The organism is Acidobacteriota bacterium (assembly GCA_016716905.1).
Lineage (GTDB): Bacteria > Acidobacteriota > Vicinamibacteria > Vicinamibacterales > SCN-69-37 > SYFT01.
On sequence record JADJUS010000022.1, the window covers coordinates 806,282 to 825,038 of the forward strand.

20 protein-coding genes are annotated in these 18,757 nt (G+C 64.9%); 4 read left to right on the forward strand and 16 right to left on the reverse strand.

Annotated elements, in window-relative coordinates; translation table 11 throughout:
* Position 1 precedes the first annotated feature (1 nt).
* Positions 2-940, forward strand: a complete 939-nt coding sequence (locus IPL75_19565) for a hypothetical protein (GenBank protein ID MBK9242394.1) — start codon at positions 2-4, stop codon at positions 938-940.
* 1 nt (position 941) lies between these two features.
* Here IPL75_19565 and IPL75_19570 read toward each other — a convergent pair whose 3' ends face one another.
* From IPL75_19570 to IPL75_19580, 3 genes are read right to left on the reverse strand one after another with little or no spacing between them, the layout of a single operon-like run.
* A complete protein-coding gene (locus IPL75_19570; GenBank protein ID MBK9242395.1) occupies positions 942-1,448 on the reverse strand; it encodes an SRPBCC family protein in 507 nt (168 codons plus the stop codon).
* 10 nt (positions 1,449-1,458) lie between these two features.
* On the reverse strand, positions 1,459-2,217 hold the full coding sequence (locus IPL75_19575) for an ABC transporter permease (protein MBK9242396.1): 759 nt from the start codon (positions 2,215-2,217) through the stop codon (positions 1,459-1,461).
* On the reverse strand, positions 2,214-3,116 hold the full coding sequence (locus IPL75_19580; protein MBK9242397.1) for an ABC transporter ATP-binding protein: 903 nt from the start codon (positions 3,114-3,116) through the stop codon (positions 2,214-2,216). Before IPL75_19580 ends, IPL75_19575 begins: the two co-directional genes overlap by 4 nt.
* A gap of 103 nt (positions 3,117-3,219) precedes the next feature.
* Between IPL75_19580 and IPL75_19585 the strand changes: the two genes are divergently transcribed.
* Entirely contained in the window at positions 3,220-4,101 is an 882-nt protein-coding gene (locus IPL75_19585; protein MBK9242398.1) for a hypothetical protein, read from the forward strand.
* On the opposite strand, the gene IPL75_19590 is transcribed toward IPL75_19585, so the two are convergent.
* Positions 4,102-4,419 carry a YtxH domain-containing protein gene (locus tag IPL75_19590; GenBank protein ID MBK9242399.1) on the reverse strand — a complete coding sequence of 106 codons (318 nt, stop codon included), beginning with the start codon at positions 4,417-4,419 and terminating at the stop codon, positions 4,102-4,104.
* Position 4,420: 1 nt separating this feature from the next.
* Complete coding sequence (locus tag IPL75_19595; protein MBK9242400.1) at positions 4,421-4,837, reverse strand: hypothetical protein; 417 nt, start codon at positions 4,835-4,837, stop codon at positions 4,421-4,423.
* Positions 4,838-5,013: 176 nt separating this feature from the next.
* On the opposite strand from IPL75_19595, the gene IPL75_19600 reads away from it, so the two are divergent.
* Positions 5,014-5,325, forward strand: a complete 312-nt coding sequence (locus IPL75_19600; protein MBK9242401.1) for a hypothetical protein — start codon at positions 5,014-5,016, stop codon at positions 5,323-5,325.
* Here IPL75_19600 and IPL75_19605 read toward each other — a convergent pair.
* The 7 genes from IPL75_19605 to IPL75_19635 all read right to left on the reverse strand — a co-directional run bounded on the left by IPL75_19605 (position 5,288) and on the right by IPL75_19635 (position 12,679).
* On the reverse strand, positions 5,288-6,277 hold the full coding sequence (locus tag IPL75_19605) for a ketoacyl-ACP synthase III (GenBank protein MBK9242402.1): 990 nt from the start codon (positions 6,275-6,277) through the stop codon (positions 5,288-5,290). The two genes, IPL75_19600 and IPL75_19605, sit on opposite strands and share 38 nt — an antisense overlap.
* Positions 6,278-6,279: 2 nt before the next feature.
* Positions 6,280-7,296 carry a Holliday junction branch migration DNA helicase RuvB gene (gene ruvB, locus IPL75_19610; protein ID MBK9242403.1) on the reverse strand — a complete coding sequence of 339 codons (1,017 nt, stop codon included), beginning with the start codon at positions 7,294-7,296 and terminating at the stop codon, positions 6,280-6,282.
* Positions 7,297-7,319: 23 nt separating this feature from the next.
* On the reverse strand, positions 7,320-7,925 hold the full coding sequence (gene ruvA, locus IPL75_19615) for a Holliday junction branch migration protein RuvA (GenBank protein ID MBK9242404.1): 606 nt from the start codon (positions 7,923-7,925) through the stop codon (positions 7,320-7,322).
* Positions 7,922-8,485 (reverse strand): crossover junction endodeoxyribonuclease RuvC, encoded by a 564-nt coding sequence (gene ruvC / locus IPL75_19620; protein ID MBK9242405.1) that lies wholly within the window; start codon positions 8,483-8,485, stop codon positions 7,922-7,924. The genes ruvA and ruvC overlap by 4 nt, the downstream gene beginning before the upstream one ends.
* Positions 8,482-9,231 (reverse strand): YebC/PmpR family DNA-binding transcriptional regulator, encoded by a 750-nt coding sequence (locus IPL75_19625; GenBank protein ID MBK9242406.1) that lies wholly within the window; start codon positions 9,229-9,231, stop codon positions 8,482-8,484. Before IPL75_19625 ends, ruvC begins: the two co-directional genes overlap by 4 nt.
* 177 nt (positions 9,232-9,408) lie before the next feature.
* A complete protein-coding gene (locus IPL75_19630; protein MBK9242407.1) occupies positions 9,409-10,206 on the reverse strand; it encodes a class I SAM-dependent methyltransferase in 798 nt (265 codons plus the stop codon).
* Between the two features lies 1 nt (position 10,207).
* Positions 10,208-12,679 (reverse strand): hypothetical protein, encoded by a 2,472-nt coding sequence (locus IPL75_19635; protein MBK9242408.1) that lies wholly within the window; start codon positions 12,677-12,679, stop codon positions 10,208-10,210.
* A gap of 46 nt (positions 12,680-12,725) precedes the next feature.
* On the opposite strand from IPL75_19635, the gene IPL75_19640 reads away from it, so the two are divergent.
* Positions 12,726-13,829 carry a tRNA-dihydrouridine synthase family protein gene (locus tag IPL75_19640; GenBank protein ID MBK9242409.1) on the forward strand — a complete coding sequence of 368 codons (1,104 nt, stop codon included), beginning with the start codon at positions 12,726-12,728 and terminating at the stop codon, positions 13,827-13,829.
* 99 nt (positions 13,830-13,928) lie between these two features.
* Here IPL75_19640 and IPL75_19645 read toward each other — a convergent pair whose 3' ends face one another.
* The 4 genes from IPL75_19645 to IPL75_19660 are packed head-to-tail and all read right to left on the reverse strand — an operon-like array spanning position 13,929 to position 18,651.
* Positions 13,929-15,569, reverse strand: coding sequence for a carbamoyltransferase (locus tag IPL75_19645; GenBank protein MBK9242410.1), 1,641 nt, complete (start codon positions 15,567-15,569; stop codon positions 13,929-13,931).
* A complete protein-coding gene (locus IPL75_19650) occupies positions 15,554-16,993 on the reverse strand; it encodes a methyltransferase domain-containing protein (GenBank protein ID MBK9242411.1) in 1,440 nt (479 codons plus the stop codon). Before IPL75_19650 ends, IPL75_19645 begins: the two co-directional genes overlap by 16 nt.
* A complete protein-coding gene (locus IPL75_19655) occupies positions 16,974-18,254 on the reverse strand; it encodes a PAS domain-containing sensor histidine kinase (GenBank protein ID MBK9242412.1) in 1,281 nt (426 codons plus the stop codon). Before IPL75_19655 ends, IPL75_19650 begins: the two co-directional genes overlap by 20 nt.
* A complete protein-coding gene (locus IPL75_19660) occupies positions 18,244-18,651 on the reverse strand; it encodes a response regulator (GenBank protein ID MBK9242413.1) in 408 nt (135 codons plus the stop codon). The genes IPL75_19655 and IPL75_19660 overlap by 11 nt, the downstream gene beginning before the upstream one ends.
* Positions 18,652-18,757: the final 106 nt, after the last annotated feature.

Genomic DNA, 18,757 nt, shown 5'->3' on the forward strand with positions numbered 1-18,757 from the left:
CATGCATGAACCCAACGACGAATTTGTGAAGCGGCTGGAATGGCAGGTAGGCCTTGAGACGCGCCGCCGCAATCGCCTGGCCGATGCGCCGAAGCAGTTGTGGTGGCGATCGGCCTGGGTCATTGCGGCCTCGATGGTCATTTCGATGGCCATCGGCGGTGCCGCCGTCGCAACCGCCTATGAGGCGCAGGCCAGCGGCCGCCGCGAGCAGATTGTCTCGAACCTTGAGCAACGTTCTGATCTCGCGAAGCAGCGGCTGGCCCTCGCCACCGCCGAACTCGCATCCGCTGAGCGTCGTTTCGAAGTCGGGATGGGAACCGACCAGCAGATCATGGACGCCGGCCTCACCGTGGCCGCCGCTCAGGCGCAGATCGAGTCCATTGCACTCGACCTGGCCGAAGTCCGGATTACCGGCCAGGATCCTCGGAACGAATTGTCAGCGCCGGCCGTTTCGGGTCGCGACTTTGTCGGCGAACGGTTGCGCGTGGCCCTGTCAGTGCCTGAGAAGACGCTGGCACTGGAACGGAAGCTGGCAGAAAGCGTGCAGCGGCGCGTAGAGATCGGCACGATGGAGCCAATCCTGGTGGAGGTCTCGCGCGCGCGCATTCTGGACCTGGAGGCGTCCATTGACACCATCCGCAGAAAGCTCCTGATCCGCCAGCAATTCCTCGGCGGCAAGATGGACAAAGTCGAAGCAGAACTGCGCGTCCTCGAGACGGAGGCCGAACAACAAATCAGCACGCTGAAACCCAAGCTCGCCCTGGCCACCACGGACGCGGATCGAATCGCGGCGAGGGTAGAGGTCGGGACTGCGCACCCTCTGGATCTGGCGGCAGCGAAGCTGCGCGGGATGGAAATGGCCACGGCGCTCAGCAAGGCCGAGCTTGAGTTGGCGGTCGTGCGCCGCCGGATTGATCAGCACCGGGCGGGGCGGGACTGAGTCAGCGCGCCGACACGTGTTTCTGCACGTCGGCCAGGTACTGCTCCATCGTCGCGGTCTGCGAGAAGACGTAGCGCGCAAGGAAACGGAAGATCGGGTTGTAGACCTCGCCGTCTTCCGTAATCGTCAGGCGCGTGCCGCCGCCTTCCGCAGCAAGGTCGTACGTCCACGTGCCGCCGAAGGGTTGCTCCGGGTCATCAATCCGAGTGAGGAACCGAGACGGCGAGACTGACGATTCGATCCTGAAGATGATCGGGCCATTGCTGCCGTCTTCCCGAAACCGTCTGCCGCGACCATCGTCGGGCAGGATTTCGACCGCGGTCACGCCGGTGCGCCAGGACGGGTATTGATCCACCTGGGTCACGGCGCCGAAGACGCGAGCGGGCAGTGCGTCGATCACGGCACTTCGAGAGGCGGTGTGGCCGACGGGAAGCATCCAACCGACGACGGCCATCAGCCCGACCAGCCCGACGAGGACGGCGAATCCCACGAAGACCCGTTTGAACACGACGGGGATCCTACGCTACATCCCGCCGCGCAAATTGCCACGCGCCGAACGCGGTAATCGCGGCGGCACCGATGGCGCTGAACACGGCCGGGTGGATCACGGCGCCAGGCAGCGGTCGCAGCGTATGCAGGGTGAGCGACCACGGAAACCAGGGTCCGTATTCCGGTGAGTTGACCGCCATGAAGCCGACGACCATGGCGCACATGCCGAACCCCATCGCGGCGATGAATGAAGGCCATCGCAGGCTCACCCAATGCTGGATGGCCACCGCCATCAGGGCTGCAGCGGTGATCTTGAGGAGGGGCCACGCGACCACTCCCATCGGTAACGCCACGATCTTGAGGTCTGGAGCAAACTGCCTGAGCAACAGTCCGCTGACCATGGTGCCGGCGAAGAGCACGACGTGCGCGATCGCGACCAGTGTCAGGGTGACGATGAATTTGCTGACGTACACCGTCCATCGCGGCACCGGCATCGTCATCAGGTACTTCCAGTTGCGATCGGTGTGTTCCAGGCCCGCGAGCAGCGAGGTCTCGAGCGTAATGAACAGCGGCAGCATCAGCATCGTCCACAGCGAGATGCTGTTCCTGCCAATGCTGTCCCACACATCGGGATTCTGGCGGACGAGGGATGAGGTGCCCATGATCCCGAGCAGAAAGTAGAGGAAGACCACCACCAGCGGCAGCACGGTCATGCGGAGCGCCAACGTGCGCCGCAGTTTCATGTACTCAGTTGCGAGCACGGCGGGAAGCGCCTGGAGGCCGATCATCGGACCTCCGATTGCGTCATGCCAAGAAACATGTGTTCCAGCGAGTCTTCCTCGTGCACGAGCTGATGGACGTCGAACCCGGCTTCAACGAGAATCCGGTTGAGCGCCGCGGCTGGGGCGGTGGCTGCGGCGATCAGCGCCTCACCCTGCCGATCTGTGGACCAGCCGCGCGCATTCAGAAGGACGGCGGCGGCGGCCGGACGGTCCACGATAACGCGCAAGCGTGACTGGCGTCGCGCGGCGAGATCGGCGACAGCGCCCTGAAACACCATCGTGCCCTGCGACAGGATGCCCACGTGTGTGGCCAGTTGTTCCACCTCACTCAGGAGATGGCTCGAGAGGAACACGGTCACTCCGTGTTCGGACGGCATAGATTTCAACAGTTGGCGTACCTCGTGGATGCCGGCCGGGTCCAGGCCATTGGTGGGCTCATCAAGCACCAGCAGTTCCGGTTGCCCGAGCAGTGCCTGTGCCAAACCAAGCCGCTGCCTCATGCCGAGGGAAAAATTTCCGACCAGCTTCCTGCCGACACTTGAGAGACCGACGGTCTCGAGGACGCGCGAGATATCAGCTGACCGACGTTGAAGCAGCCGCGCAGGGATGGCCAGGTTCTCGGTGGCGGTCAGGTGCGGGTAGAGCGACGGCATCTCCACGAGCGACCCCACGCGCCGAAGCACGGCCAGACGCTCGGTGGCCAGAGGCAATCCAAACACAGTGATGGTGCCGCTGTCGGGCCGAATCAGCCCGAGGATCAGCCGGATGGACGTGCTCTTGCCGGCTCCGTTCGGGCCCAGAAACGCGTACACGGCGCCTTCGGGCACTTCCAAGTCGAGGGCACGGACGGCTGGCTGGCCGTTAAACGCCCTGGACAGCGTCTGCGTCTCAATCAGGTTCGGCACGCCGGTGGTTGGACGTGTCCAACAAGTGGAAGTTCATTGTGTCGGCCCTCCCAGCGACCGAAAACGGCCACTCCAGAGTAGACTCTCAGCCGGAGGATTGACCATGACTCGCCTGCGCCATCTCGTTCCCACCCTGTGCTTCATTGTGATCGCGGCTTCCGCACCTGTTGGGCTTTGGGCCGGACAGGCGACGCGCACGGTGTATGTGTCGGTCATGGACTCCACAGGTGCGCCGGTCGGCGACATGAAGCCGGAGGAATTCAGCGTCAAGGAAGACGGCACGGCGCGCACCATTGCCAAAGTGGAGCGGGCCTCAGAGCCGATTCACTACGTGATCATGGTGGACACGACGCCGGCGGCGGGCCGGGCGGTGAATGACATTCGCACAGCGGTGAAGGCCTTCACCGCGCTGTTGCTGAGTGCCGATCCGAAGACGCAGTTTTCGTTTGTGGAGTTTGGCGGAGCCGCCATGACCGTGATGGACTTCACCTCCGAGCAGGCGAAGATCGATGCCGGCCTCGGCAAGCTGATGCCCAAACCCAGTGAGTCGGTGTTGAATGAAGCGCTGGTCGAGGTGTCGAAAACATTGGCGGCGTTGCCACCAACCACGCGCAAGGTCATTCTGACCATCAACATGGAACCCACGATCGACTCCACGAACGTGCAGGCGAGGCAGGTGGCCGAGGAAGTGCGCAAGTCAGGCGCCATCGTCTGGTCGGTGGCACTGCAGGAAGGCGCACGGCGCGATTCCAACCGTGAAAACCTGCTGAAGGGGTTGGCGGCCAACACCGGGGGCCGGTGGGTGGTACTTCAGGGACCGAGCCAGACCAACCTGGGCGCATTCCTGCGCAGCATCGCGGCCAACTCGTTTTCGCAGTACGCCGTGACGTATACGCCGGGTGAGAGCGCCACGCCGGTGAAAGTCACCGACGTGGCCGTGTCGCGTCCGGGAGTGCTGGCACTCTCGATGAAGTGGAGCCGCTAGTTACATACGTTCGTTGACAGCTTTGGCGGCCGCGTTGGTGGCGTCCACCGCCGTCTGTCGCACGTTCTCGTACGTCTCCACGCCACGCTGCGTGGCCTTCTTCCCCCGTTCCACCAGGTCGTCGACCGCGTGAGAAACGGTTTCGTACCCGTCAGTCGCGCTCCGGCGAAGCCGCCCTGTGGAGTCGTAAATTTGCTGCCGCAATTCGGCACCTGCCTTGGGCGCCAGGAGCATCCCAACGGCCGCGCCTACCGCGGCGCCACACAGCAGCCCCATCACAAAGCCGCCACCGTTGCTGTCATTTTCAAAAGTCTTCATTTCACGCATCATTGCCTCCTTCGTTAACGAACCTGTCTAAGTCGCGATCTTTTGGGGCCGGCCGCTTCAAGCGCGCGGCCTTGCCCGCGGCGCGAAACGACGACACCGCGGCGAGCACACCCTTGGTGACCGCCCAGCCGGGCATCACCGTCGAGGTCACGACCGATGCCGCGTGGCTGAGGCCGCCGTTGATGCCCTGCACGGTTTGCTGAACACGGTCACCGGCGTGGCGGATACGCGCCACTTCCGTGCTGACGGTATCGAGCACATCGTTCACGCGCCGTGTGAGCGGTTCAATGTGGCGGCGCTCCAGTTCATCAATCGTCCGTCGGCTGTGCGCGTACAGGCGATAGCCAAAGATGGTGAGAGCGGCCAGCGCCGCAATCTCCACGACGCTCGCCACGGCGAGAACCGCCATCCACATATTCAAGTTGCTGAGCTGATCGGCCGTCATAAGTTCCCCACACACAGCGTAGTGGGCCGGCCTGCAATCGTCTGTCTCGTTTGCGACACTCGCTGCCTGCGGGGTGTGTCATCTGGGACAGCCAGGACTTCGTCGTCTCTGTGACAATGCCGAATTCAGGAGGTCTTCTTATGATGCAGGTCATCGATCCGAAGCGATTCGACGCCTTTGTCCAGCTGCTGTCGCTACCCGACCCGGCGGACCTGCCTCGACGAGGCCGGATCCTGCGATGCGAAGGAGACCCAGACCGCCGTACCACACGGCTACCGGCGATTCTGATGGGCTGGCTGCAGCGGCGTTATCTTGAAATTGATCTGGAAGAGGCCACAGGCGCCGTGATTCGCGGTCACAAGACGCGCGCCCGGGCGGACCTCCGCCTGCTGCGCCCCACCGGCACCGACAGCCTTACAGGCTCCAGCGGAGCAAGACCGAGCCTACGGTAAAGCCCGCGCCGACCGACGTCAGCAGTACAAGATCGCCCTTTTTGAGCCGGCCTTCCTTGCGCGCGTCCACCAGCGCGAGAGGGATCGTCGCGGCGGTGGTGTTGCCGTAATGCTCGAGGTTGATGATCACCTTGTCCATCGGCAAGCCAATGCGCTCGGCCGTGGCCTCGATGATGCGACGATTGGCCTGGTGCGACACAAACAGGTCCAGGTCCGCGCCGGTGAGGCCGTTCTTCGTCAGCACACGTGTGGCGATCTCGCCGCTCTTGCGCACCGCAAACTTGAACACGGCGGCGCCGTCCTGCCTCATGTAATGCAGGCCCTGATCAACCGTCTCATGCGTGGCCGGCAACCGGCTGCCACCCGCAGGCATGCACAGAGCCTCGCCGCCATGGCCATCGATCTCATTCGCGAAGTCGATCAGGCACGGTTCATCCGGACCAGCCACCGACAGCACCACGGCGCCGGCGCCGTCTCCAAACAACACACAGGTTGATCGATCCTTGTAGTTGATGATCGACGACATGACATCGGCGCCCACCACCAGCGCGTGGTCGGACGCTCCAGACGCCACCATCTTCCACGCGGTCGTCAGCGAATACACAAACCCGGAACAGGCCGCACCCAGATCGAATCCCCAGGCATTCGTGGCGCCGATCTTGGCCTGCAGCACACACGCCGTGCTCGGGAAAATGGTGTCGGGCGTGGTGGTGCCGAACACGATGAAGTCGATGTCCTCAGGCGTGAGTCCGGCCTCGGCGATTGCCGCCAGCGCAGCCGGCTTGGCGATATCGGAGGTCGCTTCGCCTGGCGCCACCTTGTGACGTTCGCGAATCCCCGTCCGCTGCAGGATCCACTCGTCCGAGGTGTCCACCAACTTCGACAAGTCGTCATTCGTGATCACGCCGGGCGGAACGTAGGCGCCCAACCCCGCAATCTTCACCGGTCTCATCGTCACCACAATCGATCCTTTCCAGGAGCCATCAGTCCGAAATATTCATAGGCACGCGCAGTGGCGACTCGCCCCCGCGGTGTGCGATCGAGAAACCCTATCTGTATCAGATACGGCTCGTAGATATCCTCGATCGCGTCTTTTTCTTCCCCGATGGCGGCCGCAAGGCTGTTGAGCCCCACAGGGCCGCCGCCAAACTTGTCGATGATCGTGCGCAGCAGACGGCGATCGGCTTCATCAAAGCCGTGTTCGTCCACCTCCAGCAACTCCAGGGCCTTGTGACAGACCTCGGACGTGATCACGCCGTCGGCGCGCACTTCGGCGAAATCTCGAATGCGCCGCAACAGCCGATTGGCGATGCGGGGCGTCCCCCTGGACCTTCGGGCGATTTCCTCGCAGGCGCCAGGCGCCGTCTGCACGCCGAGGATTCGCGCCGATCGCGTGACGATCTCTGTCAGGTCCACGTCCTGGTAAAAATCCAGGCGATGGACGATGCCGAATCGGGCGCGGAGGGGCGACGTGAGGAGGCCCGCACGTGTGGTGGCGCCAATCAGCGTAAAGGGCTGGAGGGGAACCTTGACCGATCTCGCGCTCGGCCCCTGGCCGATCAGAATGTCGAGCTCGTGGTCCTCCATCGCCGGATAGAGGATCTCTTCGATCACCGGACTCATACGGTGGATTTCGTCGATGAACAGGACTTCACGCGCCTGGAGCGAGGTCAGCATCGCGGCAAGGTCGCCGGGCTTCTCGATGACCGGCCCCGACGTGGCGCGGACGGGTACGCCCAGTTCGTTGCCGATCACGTACGCCAGCGTCGTTTTGCCGAGACCAGGCGGGCCGAACAAGAGCACGTGGTCGAGCGCCTCTGCGCGTTGGCGCGCGGCGGTAATCGACACCTGAAGGTTCTCGCGCACGCGATCCTGGCCGATGTATTCGTCAAACGTCCGCGGACGCAGTCCCGCGTCGTACTGCGCGTCGTCATCCTGCGGCGTCCCGTCGACGAGGTGGTCGCCAGGCATCGACTCATCGCTGCGCGGGTCGCTCATCGCGCGAGTTCCTTCAGCACTTCACGCAGTGCCGGTTCAAACGCCATGACATCAGGCGCACGACCCAGTACGCGATCGACCGCCTTGTCGGCGGCTGCGCGCTGGTAGCCGAGGTTAGCCAGGGCCGAAAGCAGGTCTTCGCGCACGGCCGCGCCACCTGTGGATGGGCTGGCGGGCACCTGGCCGAAGTCCTGGGCGAGCCGGTCGCGCAACTCCACCACCAGGCGTTCGGCCGTCTTGCGTCCCACGCCGGGAATGGCCGTGAGGCGGCCGAGATCGTTGTCGCGAATGGCGCGACCGAGATCCGACGGCTCGATCCCGGAGAGAATGGCGAGGGCGAGTTTGGGGCCGACACCATTGACGCCGATCAGGCGCTCGAAGAGCGTGTGCTCGAGCGCGGTGGCAAACCCGAACAACTGGATGATGTCCTCGCGCACATGGGTGTGGATGCGGAGCGCCACGGGTGAGCCCGCGTCGCCGAGTGTGTAGATCGTGGACAGTGGCGCGAGCACTTCGTAGCCCACGCCCTGCACGTCAATCACCAGACGCTGCACGCGGCGCGCGTCTTTCTCGAGCAGACGACCCGAAAGGTAGGCGATCACGGCGCCTGTCGCCCGGCAGTCGCCGGCCGGTAGTCGCGCCAGTTCCGGAGGTGCCGGGGCAGCGACCGCGTGGTGCGGCGCGCGAGCGCAGACGTGCCGGAATGGCTGTGGCACAATGCGGCCGCGAGCGCGTCGGACGCGTCGAACGGCTTGGGTAACGCGGTCAGTCCCAGCAGCAACTTCACCATGTGCTGCACCTGGACCTTGTCGGCACGGCCGTAGCCGACCACCGCCAGCTTGATCTCCGCGGGGGTGTATTCGACGATCGGCACACCGGCCTGCACGGCGGCCAGCATGGCCACACCTCGCGCATGACCGAGTTGCAGGGCCGATCGCACATTGCGGGCGTGAAACAGGTTTTCGATGGCCACGCAGTCGGGCGACGTCTCGCGAAGGACGCGAGACAAGGTCTCGTGAATGACGTGAAGCCGTTCGGCAAACCCCGATCCGGCCGGCGCTGAAATGGCGCCGCACGTCACCAGGACGTGGCGGCTGCCGCCAGTCTCGACGCACCCATAGCCGGTGCGAATCGAGCCTGGGTCAATGCCAAATATCCTCACGCCAGAGAGGCCTCGATGTCCTTTTCCTCGAAGTCGGCGTTGGTCCAGACGTTGCGGGTATCGTCGCAGTCGTCAAGCGCCTCCATCAATTTCATCATCTGGGCCACGGCCTTGCCTTCGATGGTGACGTAGTTCTGCGGCAGCATGGCGACTTCGGAACGGTCGGGCTCAAGGCCGAGGGCCTTCACCGCGTCGAGCACGGCCTGGTGGTTTTCGGGGCTGCACGTCACTTCCCAGACATCGCCTTCGTCCTTCATGTCGTCGGCGCCCGCGTCGAGCGCGGCCGACATCAGCGTGTCTTCCTGCGCCTTCGCCTTGTCCACCACGACCAGGCCCTTCTTGTCGAACATCCAGCCGACGCTGTTGGCTTCGCCGAGGTTCCCGCCGTACTTGCCGAAGATGTGGCGCACTTCACTGACCGTCCGGTTGCGGTTGTCGGTAATCGTATCGACGATCACGGCCACGCCGCCGGGGCCGTAGCCCTCGTACATGATCTCTTCGTAGTTGACGCCTTCTTCTTCACCGGTGCCGCGACGAATGGCGCGCTTGATGTTGTCGGCAGGCATGTTGACCTGCTTCGCATCAGCGATGATCGTGCGGAGGCGGGGATTCATGTCGGGGTCGCCGCCGCCGTTGCGCGACGCCACCGTCAGTTCCTTGATGATGCGCGTGAAAATCTTGCCGCGCTTGGCGTCGGCCGCGCCCTTCTTGTGCTTGATAGTGTGCCACTTGGAATGGCCAGACATGCCTGATCTCCCACCGCGTGAAATGCCGCCCTTCCGGGCGGAAAAATGGACCGTTTATCGTAACACGCGGCTGTTCTCGGGCTTGAGGAACAGCCCGAGCGACGATCCTCTCCCCGTACGCAGCGACGTTCCTCTCCCCCTTATGTAGCTCGGCCTGTTCCTCAAGGCCGAGTGGGGCTACCGCCGCCTGGCCAGCACCACCCAGACGTCTGCTTCCGGGTGCCAGGGCGCTCCGTCATAACTGCCGCGCACATCGTCCACCCGGAAGCCGGCCCGCTCAATTTGCGTAAGAAACTGCGCCATTGGCAGAGTCCGGAATGTCAGCGTGAAGTGGTGACGGCGCACCTCGCGACCGCGGCGGACGACGTATTGTTCGTCGAAGATGGTGAGGCCCTTGCGCCGGTCCTGGCGCACCGATTCGACCAGCGAAAGTGTGGTGCCGGGCGCGAACTGGCCCCGGATGGGAATGCGTCCCGAGTACTCCTCCCACACGGCGAGATCGGGCACCAGATCGATGCCGAGCAAACCGCCGCGTTTGAGGGAGGCCGCAGCCGACGCGAGCGTGGCCTCGAGATCGCGGTCGTTCAAGAGTGACTGAAGCAGGCCGTAGGCGGCCACGACGGCACCGAGTTTACCGGGCCGCACCGGAAGCGCGCGGACGTCGCCCCGCAGCAGCGACGGCCGAACGGCCTTCGGCACTCGCGCCAGTCGCCGCCGTGCGCGTGCCAGCATGGGTTCGGAACGGTCGATGCCAAGCAGCCGTCGGTTGGCGTCGGCTTCAGAGGTCAGCCAACTGCGCGCGATCGGTGCCAGAAGCCGTCCGGTGCCGCAGCCCAGTTCAAGCACGGGGCCGCGGGTCTCGCCCACGGTCTTCACCCAGAACGGCACGTCGCGCCGCCCGAGGGTGCGCGCGTTCTCCCAGTCGTAAAACGGCGCGTAGGTGTCCCAGCCGTGCCAGCCTTCGGTTTTGGCCACCCTAATACCCAACCAGGAGGCGGGCGGCGCGTTCGACGTCAGCTTCGCTGGGAAGGAACGCGTCCTCGAGGGGTGGCGAGTACGGCACCGGCGAGTCGAGCGAACCCAGGATGCGCACCGGCGCATCAAGCCACTCAAACGCCTCTTCCTGGATGATCGCTGCCAGCGACTCGCCCACCCCGCCCGTGCGGGAGTCTTCGTGCACGATCAGGACACGGCCGGTGGCACGCGCCAGTTCGAGCACCGCATCGCGATCGAGCGGCACGAGGGTGCGCAAGTCGAGCACGGCCGCTTCGATGTTTGAGGCGTGCAGTTTCTCAGCGACGCGCATCGCGACGTGGACGTACGCGCCGTAAGAAATGATCGTGAGATCTGTGCCCGCCCGCCGGAGGGCGGCCTTGCCAATAGGCAGGGGCGCAGGCGCGGCTTCTTCCAGCTGCTGCTTGATGCGCGGGTCGCGGTACAGCCCGATGTGTTCATAAAACAGCACCGGATCGGCGTCGGCCACGGCGGACGCCATCAGGGCCCTGGCATCATGCGGCGTGGAAGGGGCCACAATCTTCAGGCCGGGCGTGCGATAGAACCACCCTTCCGTATTCTGCGAGTGGTACGGGCCTGCGTGACGAAGCCCGCCCCATGGCATCCGCACCACCATCGGCACTTCGCCACCCCATCGATATCGAATCTTGGCGGCGTTGTTCACGAGCTGGTTGAACCCGGTGGCGACAAAGTCGTTGAACTGCATTTCGCCGATCGGCCGCAATCCCGCCAGCGCCGCGCCGATGCATGTGCCAAGAACAGCGCCTTCGGCCAGCGGCGAATTGAGGATGCGATTGCCGTATTTTTCAAGCAGCGGCCGCAGCAGCAGGAATGCGTTGCCGTATTTGCCGCCGACGTCCTGGCCAAACACAAAGACGCGAGGGTCGGCAGCAAGCGCGTCGCCCACGCCCATCATCACGGCGTCGAGCAGTGTGGTGCCGCGTTTGTCGAAGGGCGGCGCCGTCTCCACCTGCATCGCCGACTCAGGACGCGACCGGAAGCGCCGCCGCACTTCGGGATCGAGCACTTCCACCCGACGACGGTCCACCGGGTCGTCGCGGAAGACGCCGGTCGTCACCGTGGCGGGGTCGGGCCACGGCGCAGCAATCACGGCCTGCGCCTCAGCATCCACCAGCGCCTCTGCGTCGCGCTTGAGTTGCTCAACACCTGCGGCATCAATCACGCCGCGGGCGATGAGCCGGCGCGCGTACGTCGGAATGGGATCGCGCTCCTTCCAGAACGCGTACAACTCAGGATTCGCGTAGCCCTGCGCGGTGAGTGGCGGGTAGTCCCACCCTGGCTGGGGGTCTTTGCCCAGGTAAAGCATGTCGTCGTGATGGGCATGCCCGCACATCCGCATGGCGACCAACTCAATCAACGTCGGGCCGTGGCCCGCCCGGGCGCGCTCGGCTGCCCACGCAAACGTGGCTGCAATGGCTTCGGGGTCCGTGCCGTCGATGGTCACCCCCGGCACACCGTAGCCGATGGCCTTGTCGGCGAACACCCGCACCGCCGACTGCTCTGCCACCGGCGTGGACAGCGCGGTCTGGTTGTTCTGCAGGCAGAACAACACGGGCCAGCGGCGCGCCGCGCAGACATTGATTGCCTCGTGCCATTCACCCAGCGACGAGCCGCCTTCGCCGATAAACGACACCGCGATGCGCCCGCTCTGTGTTTGCGCGAACGCGCAGCCCATGCCGGCGGCGGTCAGTGTGCTGATGGTGAGCGGCGCCGATGCCGGCAACACGCCCCAGTCAAAGTCACCCAGATGCAGGTCACGCCCACCCATCGGCGGGCCGGCCTTCCCCATCTGCGCACTCAAGACCTGCCGCACGGCGTCGGCATCGCTTCGCATTGCAAGCGCGGCACCCAGGTCGCGAATAAGCGGCGCCACCACATCGCCTTGCCAGGCGCCTGCTTCGGATCGCCACGCCGGACCACGGCGGAGGCGCAGCGGCACGGCATAGATCGCTTCCTGTCCGAGCGACCGGAACCCTTTCCCCTGGAACGAGGCAGCGCCGTACTTGACCTCGCCGCCCGAGAAGAAGTGCTTCAGGCGATTGTCCACCGCGCGGGTCAGGATCATGCCCCGCAACATCTCCACGCGCTCCTCGTCTGTGAACGACTGAGCGATGGCCGAGCGCGCCAGGAAACCATCGACCGCGTCAACCAGTTCCGCCGTGGCGTGCGCCGCTCGCACGTCGCTGCCCACTCCGGGCGTCGTCGCCACCGGAGGCGAGGCATGGTGGGTCAGGTGTATCCGAATCCTGTCGGGCAGCATCCGGCGCAGTCGATCGCGCACCCAGGCCAGGTCTTCGACGCTTGTCAGGACATCAAACGCGGACAACACGGCAGGCAACCCGAACGGATGACGCTCGGCGACGAATGCGCGCAGTCCGTCGCGCAAGGAAACGTTGGTCACTCGACCTGCCATCGGCACACTTTAACAAGCCCACGGACCAAAGCGCCATAATCGTTGCATGTCATTTCACGATCTCGTCTCCGGTGCCCTGGTTGTGGCGCCGATGACCAAGGGTTCCAACCTGCCGTTCCGGCGTCTGTGTGTGGAACTGGGCGCTCGGGTGCTCGTCAGCGAGATGGCCGTGGCCCGCCGCCTCAAACAGCGCCGCGGCAGTGAGTTCGCGCTGCTGCGCCGGGCACCCGATGAGCCGTGTTTCGGTGTGCAACTGGCGGGCAACAAGCCGGAAGAAATGGCCTGGGCTGCCGCCCTGGCGCAGTCACGCGGTGCGGACTTCGTTGATGTGAATCTGGGCTGCCCGATCGACCACTTCACGCGCATGGGCCTGGGCGCGGCGCTGGGCCGCCAGCCGTCCAAGGTCCGTCGCATTGTCGAAACGATGAAGGCGGCTGTCACGGTACCGGTCACCGTGAAGATCCGGCTTGGATGGAAAGCCGATCAGCTCAACTATCTTGAACTGGCGCGGGCGGCGGTGGAAGGCGGCGCCGACGGCGTCTTTGTGCACGGTCGCACCCGCGAAGCCCGGTACCGCTACCCCGCCAACTGGGATGCGATCGCCGAAATCGCCGCGGCCCTGACGGTGCCGGTCATCGGCAACGGCGACCTGCTCTTTCCGCACGAGGTGCACGAGCGCCTGGCGTCGTCCGGATGCGCGGCGCTCATGACCGCCCGCGGAGCCCTCATCAAGCCGTGGCTCTTCCGCGAACTCACGTCGGGCTACTGGGACATCACCGCCGAGGAGCGCCTTGAAATCTACCGCCGCTACACGGCCCTCGCCCTTGAACACTGGGGCGACGATGAACATGGGCGGACGCGGGCGCGCGAGTTCCTGAGGTGGCACGCCGGGTTCTGGTGCCGCTACGTGCCGCAACGCGCGGACGGGCACTGGCCCTCGATGCAGATCCGCGAAGTACTGGACCAGCCGCGTTCCCCGCTCGAAGCGCTTCTCTCGCGGTCAGACGACCCTGCGCTCGAGTACGTGACCGACGAACTCCTGAACGCGGGCGATCTCTCCGCACCGCCCCCTGTCCCCGCCGTCGTCACCGACAGTCGGGCCGATCGCGGCCGGCGCACGGAGGAAGACGAGCCGGTCGAGGCAGGATGATCAAAACGACCGCTGAGAGCAAAACGACCTCTGAGGTAATGACCGTTGCAACTGATCGGTCATTACCTCAGAGGTCGTTTTGTCACAGATGTCGTTTTGTCAGCGCATGTAGACGCGGCCGTCCACGACGCACGCGTCCAGTCGAATTTCCCGAAGCAGCGCCAGCGCCTCGTCGGGCGTTTCGACCATCGGTTGACCTCGTGCATTGAGCGACGTGTTCAGCACGATCGGCACACCGGTGGCGGCCTCGAACGCCTGGAGCACATCGCGCAGTCCTCCGGCCCCGCTCGGCACGGTCTGCACGCGCCCGGTGCCGTCGACATGCACCACCGCCGGCACGAGGGCGCGGCGACCTGGCAGGAAGGCGGGAGCGCGCAACATCAGCGGACTGGTTGCCGATGTCTCTCCGAGATCGAACCACTCTGCCGCACGCTCCTCGAGGATGGCTGGTGCGTACGGCCGGAACGCTTCCCGGCGCTTGATCGCATCCAGCTTCGCCCTGACGTCGGCGCGCCTGGGGTCCGCCAGGATGCTCCGATGCCCAAGCGCTCTCGGACCAAACTCTGAACCGCCCTCAAACCAGCCGACGATGGCGCCGGAAGCGAGCAGGTCGGCCACTTCGGCGGCATCGGCCTTTGCCCGGGCGCCGCCAGCGGGATAGGTCCCGTACCGCCGGCCCAGGAAGTCGTCGGGCACTCGGAGCGGGCGATGCTCACTGGTCAGATGCCAGACACCATGAAACGCGGCGCCGATAGCGGTGCCGCAGTCTTCCGCCGCCGGCATCACAAACACATCGTCGAACCTGCCGCCGCGATAAAGGAGACGTTCGTTGGCTGTGACGTTCAGCGCCACGCCGCCGGCGTAACAGAGGTGGCGCACGCTCGAGTTGTGGGCGGCGCGATCGACGAACACGCCGAGTCCGCTTTCGAGGGCCGCCTGGGTGCTCGCGGCAAGATCGGTGTACTCGGCGCGCCGTTCGGGCCAGCGGTCAGCGTGCCGGAACTTCCGAGGCACGTGGTCCTCGAATCGCAGCGCACCATCAACCACTGAGAAATAGTCGGACTCGGGAATGGTTGCCGACCCATGGGCCGCCAGACCCATCAGCTTCCCCGAGTCGTGCCAGCTGCCGAAGACCTGCTCGGCCACGGTCTGGTACATGAATCCCAGGCTGGAGAACGGGAACATCCGCGGCCGGCCGTCGCCATCGTCATCAACATCCGGGTGTGCGGCCACGTGTTTCTCGACCGGCGTCACGGTGGCGCCCGACGCGCGATAGATCGAGACCACTTCCCTGCCGATCGCAGAGCCGCGAATGACCGCACGCTCACCTTCCGGAAGATCGTCCACCCGAGAGCCCATCGCGTCCACAACCAGGACCATCGAGTCGGAGAACCCGGAACACGCGTGGGCGCCGATGGCGTGACCGAGGTGATGCGAGATGGTGACGCGCGGCCGTGTGCCCAACCGCGGATGAAGTCCGAGGTTGTTGAAGGGCGCTGACGGTGGCTGCAGCGGGCACAACACCACCAGGTCGAGGTCAGCCACAGCAATTCCCGCGGCGTCGAGCACATAGTCCAAGGCACGGAACTCGCGGGCTGGAACAAGTGGCGCGTACTTCCGACGCGTCAGGCGTTCTTCCTGAATGGCCGCGACAATTCGGTGCCCGTGCATCAGGCACGCGGCGCCGTTATGCGAGGCCGCCAGGCCCAGCACCCACGGATCGCTCAACGGGTGACCCACCAGCCGGTTGCCGTGAGTCGACGACGGGCAGACGGCTCCACCATGTGCCAGGTCGTCGGGGTCGGCACGAACAGAGAGACATCGCCCAGGTGTGGATACCATCGTTCGCGGACGACAAAGTTCGGGCCTTCAGGATCTCCAAACGCGATGGCGCCACCGTCGGCTGCGGTCCAACCGTCGCACAGACCCAGCGAAACGGTGGCCCAGTACAGACGCCCGTCGGGGTGCACGGCCATGCCATCACCGGGCAACATCCGCCAGGCGTTGATCACCAGGCCATCGGGCAATTCGCGACCCAGCAGTCCACCAAGGAGCCTGCGCGTGCGTGCGCCAAGCAGAAACTTGCGCCAGTCGCGGAGTTGATTCCCATGGAGCAGGCATTTGTCGCCTTGCACCACGTCGCTGTCGAACCGTGCGTATGGCAATGCCTCGGCTTCAGCCGCAATCGCCACCGCGGCCTCGCGCGTGAGAAAGCCGGGCAACATCAGATAGCGGCGCCCACCCGCGCGGTCTTCGGCGAGTCGCCGAAGGCGCTTTGGGTCTTTCCATGCTGGAGACACGATGTCGGGCCAGTCCAGTGCTTCGTCCCAATTCACCTCGGCGATCGGTGGGGCTGGCGGCGGGGGTGCCGGCTCCCTCAGTCCTTCACGTCTCGTGTGAACCCCGTCCACCTTTCGCGCCACAACCAGTTGGCAGGCGTATTCCTGCACGAGCCGCGCCGAAAGTCGCAGGCGCCAGATGACGGGGTCTTCGACCGAGTCGACCTGGTAGTGCGAACGAATACCGAGTGCCTCGCCGTCTCCGCCGAGTGCCGCGAGCAACTCGGCGGCCGAGAACCTTTCCGCCGAAGGCACACGGTCTGCCCACGCGTAAGGGCAGCTCACAACGAGGGTGCCTCCCGGTCGCAGGAGGGCGTCGGCCTGCGCGAGCACCAGTCGCGGGTTGGCACAGGAGTCGAGCAGGTTCAACAGGAGCACGTTGTCGAACCCAGCCGGCGCAAATGGCGGGTCGGCGGCGTCGGCCACAATCGCCGTTGGCCCGTAGGACCGCGCCAGCGCCAGGTTCCAGTCGACGCCGATCACGTCTCGCCGGTGGTACAACCCGCCGCCGCCGCACCCCAGATCGAGAATATTCCCGCTCAGTCTGCTGACGAGATCCTCAACGCGACCCGCCAATGGGTCGCTGCCGCAATGGCTGAAGATGCGCACCAGCGCAGCGTCATCGGCGGTCTCGGCCTTCCAGGCACCGGCATCTTTCAGAACAACGGGCACACCGTCAATGACGGGGTAGGTGCCGTGACATCGCCCACAGGCGAGGTGATCGGTGCGAGGCTCGAGAAACCCGATCGAGAGAGAGCCATCATCGGTCCGCCGGCATCGCGGACAGACCAGTGACGTGTGCCGATCAGGGTCGATCCTCCACATTGCGCCGAGAATACACTGACAATCCCTTTTCAGCCGGTCCGCTCATCAGCAGTCCCGGTCCATCCATGCGCAAGCCAACCCGCGCAGGGGGCGCCTCCGAAGCGGCGCTCTTGCGCTGCGGAAGGCTTTCACTCAGCGGCAAGCGCATCGTGATGGTGGTGCCGCAGCCGAGGCCCTCGCTGTCGGCGGTGATACTGCCACCGTGAAGTTCCACCAGGTGTCTGCTGATGGCGAGTCCCAGGCCAAGCCCGCCGTACGGCCGGGTGGAGCGGCTGTCGCCCTGGCGAAAGCGCTCAAAGGCATACGGCAGGAACTCTGCAGCCATCCCAACGCCCGAATCCTGCACCTGCACCTCGATCGCCCTGCCGACGAGCGCGCAGCGAATCACGACGCGGCCGCCCTCGCCCGTGAACTTGATGGCATTGGACACCACGTGGCTCAGCACCTGACCCAACCGCTTCGGATCGCCCTCGATCGACGGCAGGCTTCTGGGAACAACCTTGGTGACCGTTATGCCCTTCTCATCGGCAACGGGCGACAAGTCCGCCACCACGAGCTCCAGCAGTTCAGTCACACGCACCGGCAGCCGTTCCACCTCGAGTTTGCCCGTGACGATCCGGGACACATCAAGAATGTCCTCTATCAGTCGGGCCTGGAGGTGCGCATTCCGTCCGATGACATCAATGGCTTGCGCGGTCCGCTCCGGCGACAGTCCGCCCATCTGCAACATCTGCACCCAACCCAGGATGGCGTTGAGCGGCGTCCGCAACTCATGCGACATCGTGGCGAGAAAGTCGTCCTTGTGCCGGCTGGCCTCTTCGGCCGCGGTCAGCCGCGCGAGTTCTCCCTCTTTGCGAGCCGTCACCATGATGCACACACCACCCATGCACACCGGAACGCCGTTTTCGACTTCCACCGTGCCTTTGCCTTCGACCCAACGCACGGTGCCGTCGGGCGCGACGATGCGGTACTCGGCCTGATGGGGCGTACCGTGCGTTTTTGAGTGCTGCAACGACTCAAGCACACGGGGCCGATCCTCGGGGTGAATCTCGCGCTCGAAGCCTGCAAAGGTGCCGTCGAAGCTCCCCGACGGCAGACCATGGAGCGCCTCGAGGTTGTCGGACCATCGCATGTGGTTGGTCGTGAAATTCCAGTCCCATGTGCCCATGGCGGCTGCATCCAGGGCGAATCGCAAACGCTGTTCGCTACGCTGGGCGTCTGCCGCAAGGCCCGCCATCTCAATCTCGACGTCAGCGTTCATTGCGGCCAATGTCCTGTTCGGCCAGGAACGCCGACAGCAATTCAATGTCCACCGGCTTCGTAAAGTGCCGATCGAATCCCGCTTCAGCGGCGCGGGCCTTGTGCGCAGCCTCCCCCATACCTGACAGCGCCACGAGGGTGAGCGTCGCTCCGCGCCGGCGACGGAGTTCCTCCGCCACTTCGTACCCACTGACACCAGGCATGCCAATGTCCAGAATGGCCACGTCGGGCTGAAATTCCGTGGCCAGGGCCAGGGCGGTCGGGCCATCTTCGGCAGTTGCGACGATGTATCCCTGGCGTTCAAGCACGAATGCGAGCATGTCGCGGCCATCCGCATAGTCATCCGCCACGAGGATTCGCAAGGCCTGGGTCATGCTGCAGAACGCTCCAGCACGCATCGTGCCATGATCTTTCCTCGCTTATTCGTACGCGCCTGACGGAAGGGCGTCATCGAAATGCCGCTCTTTACCTTTTGTGGACACAGAATTGGCCACGATCGGCACC